Source organism: Oryzihumus sp. (assembly GCF_036391795.1).
Classification (GTDB): Bacteria; Actinomycetota; Actinomycetes; order Actinomycetales; family Dermatophilaceae; genus Oryzihumus.
Window position 1 is genome coordinate 1 of sequence record NZ_DASVZH010000326.1, and the last position, 6,339, is coordinate 6,339.

Annotated in this window: 6 protein-coding genes, 1 pseudogene and 1 riboswitch; of the genes and pseudogenes, 2 read left to right on the top strand and 5 right to left on the bottom strand. The window is 75.1% G+C overall.

Translation table 11 applies throughout. The features are described from left to right. Window positions 1-851 (top strand): annotated as a pseudogene (locus VF825_RS19770) (MFS transporter); the annotation flags it as partial. A 135-nt stretch (window positions 852-986) separates the two neighbouring features. Here VF825_RS19770 and VF825_RS19775 read toward each other — a convergent pair. From VF825_RS19775 to thiM, 5 genes are all read right to left on the bottom strand, one after another. Beyond that, complete coding sequence (locus tag VF825_RS19775; RefSeq protein ID WP_331116647.1) at window positions 987-1,382, bottom strand: hypothetical protein; 396 nt, start codon at window positions 1,380-1,382, stop codon at window positions 987-989. 132 nt (window positions 1,383-1,514) lie between these two features. Continuing rightward, complete coding sequence (locus VF825_RS19780) at window positions 1,515-2,165, bottom strand: TenA family protein (protein WP_331116649.1); 651 nt, start codon at window positions 2,163-2,165, stop codon at window positions 1,515-1,517. Further along, window positions 2,165-2,974 (bottom strand): bifunctional hydroxymethylpyrimidine kinase/phosphomethylpyrimidine kinase, encoded by an 810-nt coding sequence (gene thiD / locus VF825_RS19785; RefSeq protein WP_331116651.1) that lies wholly within the window; start codon window positions 2,972-2,974, stop codon window positions 2,165-2,167. The genes VF825_RS19780 and thiD overlap by 1 nt, the downstream gene beginning before the upstream one ends. Next, entirely contained in the window at window positions 2,971-3,618 is a 648-nt protein-coding gene (gene thiE / locus VF825_RS19790) for a thiamine phosphate synthase (protein ID WP_331116653.1), read from the bottom strand. Before thiE ends, thiD begins: the two co-directional genes overlap by 4 nt. A 3-nt stretch (window positions 3,619-3,621) precedes the next feature. Further along, window positions 3,622-4,443 (bottom strand): hydroxyethylthiazole kinase, encoded by an 822-nt coding sequence (gene thiM, locus VF825_RS19795; RefSeq protein WP_331116655.1) that lies wholly within the window; start codon window positions 4,441-4,443, stop codon window positions 3,622-3,624. Further along, a riboswitch (TPP riboswitch) is annotated at window positions 4,437-4,532 on the bottom strand. It overlaps the preceding gene by 7 nt. A 138-nt stretch (window positions 4,533-4,670) precedes the next feature. Here thiM and VF825_RS19800 point away from each other — a divergent pair. Next, entirely contained in the window at window positions 4,671-6,098 is a 1,428-nt protein-coding gene (locus VF825_RS19800) for an FAD-binding oxidoreductase (RefSeq protein WP_331116657.1), read from the top strand. Window positions 6,099-6,339: the final 241 nt, after the last annotated feature.

Here is a 6,339-nt window from a genome sequence, read left to right on the forward strand (position 1 = left end):
CGGTCTGCCTGGCCGTCGCGCTGGGGTCGGTGGTGCTGGCCTTCGCCTCGGCCGACCCGACCCGCGAGGTCGTCGGGCCCTGGGGGCGGGGGCTGCTGCCGCTGGGCGTCGTGGCCCTCGCCGGCTACGCCTGGCGGCACCGCACCGCCGCGGTCCCGCTCATCGCCCGCGGCGTGCTCCGCGGGCGGGTGCCGGTCGCGCTCCTGGTCAGCGTCCTCGTCGGTGCCGCGCTGGTGGCCGTCGTCGTGGACGTGCCGGTCCTCGCCCGGCTCGGGGACCGCTCCCAGACCGGTGCCGCCCTGGTGCTGCTGCGGTTCCTCGTCGCGGTGCCGGTGGGCGCGCTCGCCGGGGGACAGGCCCTGCGGCACGCCGGCAGTGCCGTCGTCGCCGCCGGGGGACTGGCCCTGGCCGCGGTCGCCCTCGGGCTCATGTCCGGCTGGACCCCGGGGGCGCTGGACAGCGTGGGTGCGACCGCGGTGCTCGTCGCCGCCGGCCTGGGCCTGGGCCTGGCCATCGCGCCGGTCAACGCCGCGGCGCTGGCCGATGCGCCGGCTGGCGATGCCGGGGTCGCCAGCGCCCTCGTCGTGGTCGCCCGGATGACCGGGATGGTCGTGGGACTGGCGGTGCTGACCGCCATCGGCCTGCACCGCTTCTCGGCCGCGGTCAGCGCCCTGCCGGACCCGACCGACACCGCGGCGCTGGCCCGGGCCGGCGTGGTCCAGGTGCAGTCCGTGCTGCTCGGTGGGGGGATCGCCGCCGGTGCGGCCGCGGTCGCGGCCCTGTGGCTCGGCATACGGCCCGAGCGGGTGCACGACGCCCCCGAGCCGGCCACCGCGGCCAGCGCCCTCTGACGCACCGGCCGCCCCCGCGACCCCCCCGTCCCACAGGGACTTGGTGCCCGTTCCGCCGCGAAAGCGCAGCTGGGACGGCCCTTTTCGCGGAGGACCGGGCACCAGGTGCGGCCCGTGGCGGCCGGGTCAGACGGCCTAGTGGTGCGCTGCCTTGTGGCGGTCGACCTTGCGGTGCTGCTCGGCCATGTGCTCGAACGTGCGCATCCGCGTGCGCTTGATCCGGGCCCGGGTGAGGAACCAGGCGATGAGCACCGCGCCGAGCACGGGCACGAGCCGGTTGACGTCCACCGCCGGGCGCCACACGACGTCGTCGTCGCGGATGATGTAGGCCCCGGCCGGCCGCCCGCTGAGACCGAAGCCCCCGCCCTCGCCCTCGCCGCCGTTCTGGTCGTGGCCGATGCCGCCGCCCCCGCCGCCGGCGACCGTCGCCGCGGCGATGATGGTGACGCCGTTCTTCTCGTAGGGCTCGGCGAAGACCCGCCGCACCGTGATGGCGTCCCGCGCCGAGGTCATCAGCTCGTCCAGCTTCATCGTCCCCACCTCTCCTGGCCGGGGTCGCCGATGTCGCCGACCCGCGGGTCCGATCGTGCGCGCTCCCATCGGCGGTGGGCAGGATCGAAGGTCCCGGGAGCGGCCGGCGCCGGCCGGGGAGCCGCCGGCAGGTCAGACCGGCCAGGCCTCCTGGCGCCAGGCGGCGTCCCAGAACAGCCACTCGTGCCGCGATGCGGTGATGAATGCCTCCGTCATGCGTCGCACGGTGGCCTCGCCGGACTCCGACGCGACCCGGTCCACGATCGTCCGGGCGGTTGCCGTCGAGGCCGCGAAGGCCGGGTCACCGTACGTGCCGATCCAGTCCCCGTAGGGGTGGTCGGAGAGGTCGCCGACCCGCTCCCGCAGCCGCCGGCCGACGTCCTCGTAGATCCAGTAGCAGGGCAGCACCCCGGCCACCAGGACCGGGTAGCTGCCCCCGGCGGCCAGCCCGAGCAGGAACGAGGTGTACGCCGTGCAGGTGGGTGACTTCTCGTGGCGGTCCAGGTCGGTGACGTGCGAGGTGTGCAGGCTGCGCTCGACGAGCACCGCCTGCTGGGCGCTGCCGGCCCAGAAGACCAGGTCATCCGCCGTCCGCGACTGGGTGGCGCAGGAGGCGAGCACCCGGGCGTAGTCGGACAGGTAGTGCGCGTCCTGCGCGAGGTAGCCGGTGAACACCTGTCGCGGCAGCGTGCCGTCCTCCAGGCCGGCGAGGAAGGGGTGGTCGTCGATGCTGCGCCGGATGTCGCTGACCGCGTCCCAGACGTGCTCGCTGAAGCCGGCCATCAGTGGTCCCAGATCTGGTGGAAGTGGTGGACCGGCCCGTGGCCGTGCCCGACCTCGAGGGTGTCGGCGGCCGCCAGCGCCCCGGTCAGCCAGTCCTTGGCGTCGCGGGCCGTGTCCACCCACGTGTCCCGCTGCGGCCGCAGCGCCGCCAGTGCGGAGGACAGCGAGCAGCCCGTGCCGTGCGTGTTGGTCGTCTCCACCCACGGCGCGCGCAGCCAGGTCACCCCATCGGGCTCGGCGAGCACGTCGGAGGCGGCCCCCTGCCCCGCCCGGTGGCCGCCCTTGAGCAGGACCCGCTGCGCGCCCAGGGCCCGCAGCGCCTGCGCCTGGTTCAGCATCTCCGTCTCGTCCACGGCGTCGGCCACGCCGAGCAGCCCGGCGGCCTCCGGCAGGTTCGGGGTCACCACGGAGGCCAGCGGCAGCAGGGCGCGCAGGGCCTCGACCGCGTCGTCGGCCAGCAGCCGGTCCCCGCTGGTCGCGACCATCACCGGGTCGAGGACGACCACCGGGCAGGGGTGGGCGCGCAGGAAGTCGGCCACCGCTTCGGCCAGGTCGGCGGTCGCCAGCATGCCGATCTTGACCGCGTCGACGCGCACGTCGGCGACGAGGGTCTCCAGCTGCTCGGTGACGAACGCCGTCGGCACCACGTGCACCCCGGTCACCCCGGTCGTGCTCTGCGCGGTCAGGGCGGTCAGCACCGAGGTTCCGTAGGCCCCCAGCGCCGAGAACGTCTTGAGGTCCGCCTGCACCCCGGCCCCGCCGGAGGGGTCGCTGCCGGCGATGGTCAGGGCGACCGGCGGCCGGGTCACGCCCGCACCCCCGCGTGGTCCCAGGCGGCTCGCAGCGCCCGGGTGGCCCCGGCCACGTCCGGCTGGCCGCAGATGGCGCTGACGACGGCGATGCCCGCCGCGTCGGTCGCCCGGACCTGCGCCGCCTGCTCGAGGCCGATCCCGCCGATCGCCACGCACGGCACCGGGCTCAGGGCCACGATCCGCGCGAGGCGGTCCAGCCCGCCCGGTTCGGCGCCGTCGGGCTTGGTGACCTGGGCGAACACCGGCCCGACGCCGAGGTAGTCCACGTCCGCGCCGCCCGCCGCCGCGACGTGCTCCGTGGTCTGCACGGACAGCCCCAGGTATGCCGTGTGGCCCAGTCGCGCCCGCGCCGCACCGGGGTCGGTGTCGCCCTGCCCGACGTGGGCGCCCTGCGCCCCGATCGCCTCGACCAGGTGCACCGCGTCGTTGACGAGCAGGGGCACGCCGGTGCCGGTCAGCTCCCGGGCGATGGCCCGCCCCAGGGTGACCAGCTCGCCGTCGTCGGCGGCGGGGTCGCGCAGCTGGACCACGGTCACCCCGGCCGCGACCGCGGCGGCCACGGTGGCCGGCACCCCGACGGTCCCGCACAGGCGGGTGTCGGTCACCAGGTAGAGCGACAGGTCCAGCGGCGGGCGGCTCATCGGTCAGCCCAGCCGGACCCGCTCGGTGAGCGCCTCAGGCGTGAGAGCGGCCAGCTCGTCCAGCAGCGCGACGGCGAAGGACCCGGGGCCGGCGGTGCGGGCGGCGGCCCCGTCGGCGGCGACGGTCAGGGTCGCGGTGGCGGCGGTCGCCGCGAGCAACGGGTCCTCCACGCAGCCGGCGAACGCGGCCATGAGCGCGCCCAGGGCGCAGCCCACGCCGGTCACTCGGGTCAGCCACTCGTGTCCGTTGGCCACGGTGACCAGGCGGTCACCGTCGGTGAGGTGGTCCACCGGTCCGCTGACGGCGACCACGGTGCCGTGGCTGGTGGCCAGGGCGCGGGCCGCCTCGAGCGCCGCCTCGGGGGTGTCCAGGCTGTCCACGCCCTTGCCCCCGGCGCCGCCGGCCAGGGCCATGACCTCCGAGGCGTTGCCGCGGATAACCGCGGGGGCCGCGACGGAGAGCAGGCGCAGCGCGATACCGGTGCGCCACCCCAGCAGGGGGCCGACCGCGACCGGGTCCAGCACCCAGGGGGTCCCGGCGCGCCCGGCGGCGGTGACCGCCTGCTCCATCGCCGCGGCGGTCTCGCCGTAGGGCGTGCCGACGTTGACGAGCACCCCACCGGCGATCCCGGCGAAGACCCCCGACTCCTCGGGGTTGTCCACCATGGCCGGTGCGGCGCCGGTGGCCAGCAGCAGGTTGGCCGTCCACTGGGCGACGACGATGTTGGTCAGGCACTGCACCAGGGGCGAGCGCTCGCGCAGGGTGGCGAGGGCGTCGCCGACGGCAGCGGCGGTGATGGGGGAGACGGGCGTGGTCGTGACCATGACGGTGACGTCCCTTCGCTAGTGCGAGCTAGATCAGGTTCAACGGGTGTGTTCTCAGCCGGTACGGACCGGCACCCCGCGTCGCGGGCGACTCTAGCCGAGCGCGCTGGTACGCCCACCTCGCCCCTTTGCCCGATGACACCCGGCAGGGCGGGGCATAGGGCGGAAGAGGAGGGGCGAGGGCATTCCCCCGCACCCCGTCGCGAACCCGACCCTGGAGGTCAGCCATGCACCCGATCGACGACCGCGCCCTGGCGCAGCTGCGCACCAGCGTCGGGGGGACGGTGCTGCAGGAGGGGGACGAGGAGTTCGACGACGCCCTGGAGAAGGCGGTCTGGAACGGCGACATCCACCGGCGTCCCGCCCTGATCGTCGAGGCCATCAGTGCCCGCGACGTCGCCACCGTCATCGCCTTCGCCAGGGAGCACCGGCTCGACCTGACCGTGCGCGGGGGTGGGCACAGCTTCGCGGGGCACGCCGTCTCCGAGGGCGGGCTGATGCTGGACCTCGGGCCCCTCGACCGGGTCGACGTCGACCCGAGGGCGCGCCGGGCGCGGGTCGGCGGCGGGGCGCGCTGGTCCGACCTCGACACCGCGACAGCCGCGCACGGCCTGGCCGTCACGGGGGGCTTCGTCAGCCACACCGGGGTCGGCGGGCTCACCCTCGGCGGGGGGATGGGCTGGCTGACCCGGCGGTGCGGCCTGACCTGCGACAGCCTGGTGTCCGCACAGGTGGTCACCGCCGACGGGCGCACCGTGACCGCCTCGGCCGACTCCGAGCCGGACCTGTTCTGGGCGCTGCGCGGGGGCGGCGGCAACTTCGGGGTGGTGACCTCGTTCGACTTCGCCCTGCACGAGGTCGACCAGCTGGCCAACGTCGGGCTGTTCTTCTGGGCGCCCCAGGACGCGCGCGAGCCGCTGCGTGCGGCCGCGCATGTCATCCCCGCCCTGCCCCGGGAGTACGGCGCGTTCATCGGCGGCCTGACCGCTCCGCCGGCACCGTTCGTGCCCGCGGAGCGCCAGGGCACGACGACGTTCGTCGTGGGCGTCATCGGCTGGGGTGCACCCCACGACCACGCCGAGGTGGTGGCCCCGATCCAGGCGCTGGACCCGGCATTCGAGCTGGTGACCTCGATGCCGTACTCCGCCGTGCAGCAGATGTTCGACGACACCGCGCCGTGGCGGATCAAGGGCTACGAGAAGGCGCTCTGGCTGGAGGAGCTGTCGGACCCGGTCATCGACGTGGTGCTGGAGTTCCTGCCGCGCAAGACCTCGCCGCTGAGCTTCATGCCGGTCTTCGCCCTGGGCGGCGCCTTCGCCGAGGTCCCGGACGAGGCCACCGCGTTCAGCGGCTCACGCCGCAGCCTGTGGGCGCTGAACATCGCCGCCGTCGCCGAGGACGCCGGGATGCTCGCGGTCGACCGCGACTGGGTCCAGCGGTTCTGGTCGGCGTTGCGGCCCTACGCCTCGGGTGACGGCAGCTACGTCAACTTCATCGCCGACGAGGACGAGGCTCGGGTCCGGGCCAGCTACGGCGAGGCGAAGTACGCGAGGCTCGCCTCGATCAAGGCGCGGTGGGACCCTGAGAACGTGTTCCACCACAACGCCAACATCCGGCCGACGCCGGCTGCCCAGGCGGTCCCGTCCCGGGCCTGAGCTGTGCGGACGACGTGAGCGCCGGGGGGCTCGTGAGGGCGACCCCGCGGTGCCCGTTCGTCACAGAGGAGGCCTCGATGGACAAGGTCCTGATCGGCGCGCTGATGGGGTTGATGGCCACCTTGGCGGTCTTCATCCTCATCGTGTTCTTCGCGGCCGTGTTCCAGTCGCCCTGACCTCACGCGTATGCCGCGCCCCTCACCGGGCGCTGCGCGCGGCCCGGCGGTAGCGGCGAAGCTCG